The organism is Streptomyces cyaneofuscatus (assembly GCF_000718135.1).
GTDB classification, from domain to species: Bacteria; Actinomycetota; Actinomycetes; order Streptomycetales; family Streptomycetaceae; genus Streptomyces; species Streptomyces cyaneofuscatus.
This window is the reverse complement of the sequence record NZ_JOEM01000082.1, coordinates 1-392: the sequence shown is the minus strand read 5'-3', so window position 1 is coordinate 392 and position 392 is coordinate 1. Positions and strand designations below refer to the sequence as shown.

The following is a 392-nucleotide window of genomic DNA, read 5'->3' as shown; positions in this document are numbered from 1 at the left end:
GCCTTGAAGCGCTTGAGGGCGTAGTTGTCGGTGTGGCTGTCCGCCCGCATCGCGAGGGTCTGTGCGGTGGTTCCGGCGGTTATGTCCTTGGAGATGGTGCTCGTGACGTCGAAGGGCGGTGCGCCGCCGGCCGGGCAGCTGCTGTTGTATCCGAGGGCGAAGGACTGGGAGTCGACCTTGCTGCCGAGGCTGCCGGACCAGCTGTTCCAGGTCGCGTTGGAGGACGACAGGACTTTCGTGGGGGCGTAGAGGTCGACCGTCTGGTTGTGGCCGGATGTGGGGCAGGCCCAGGAATAGGTCTCGGTGATGTCGAAGTAGGCGCTGTAGATTTTCGCGGTCTTCAATGACGTCGTCACGGGGAAATTGAAGAGGCTGATCGCCTCGTCCTGGAC

General features: G+C 63.3%; 1 protein-coding gene. It reads right to left on the bottom strand.

Going from position 1 to position 392, the window contains the following annotated elements:
* On the bottom strand, positions 1-356 hold a 356-nt coding region (locus IF17_RS01000000136935; protein WP_244890592.1), incomplete at its 3' end, for a DNRLRE domain-containing protein.
* Between the last annotated feature and the right edge of the window lie 36 nt (positions 357-392).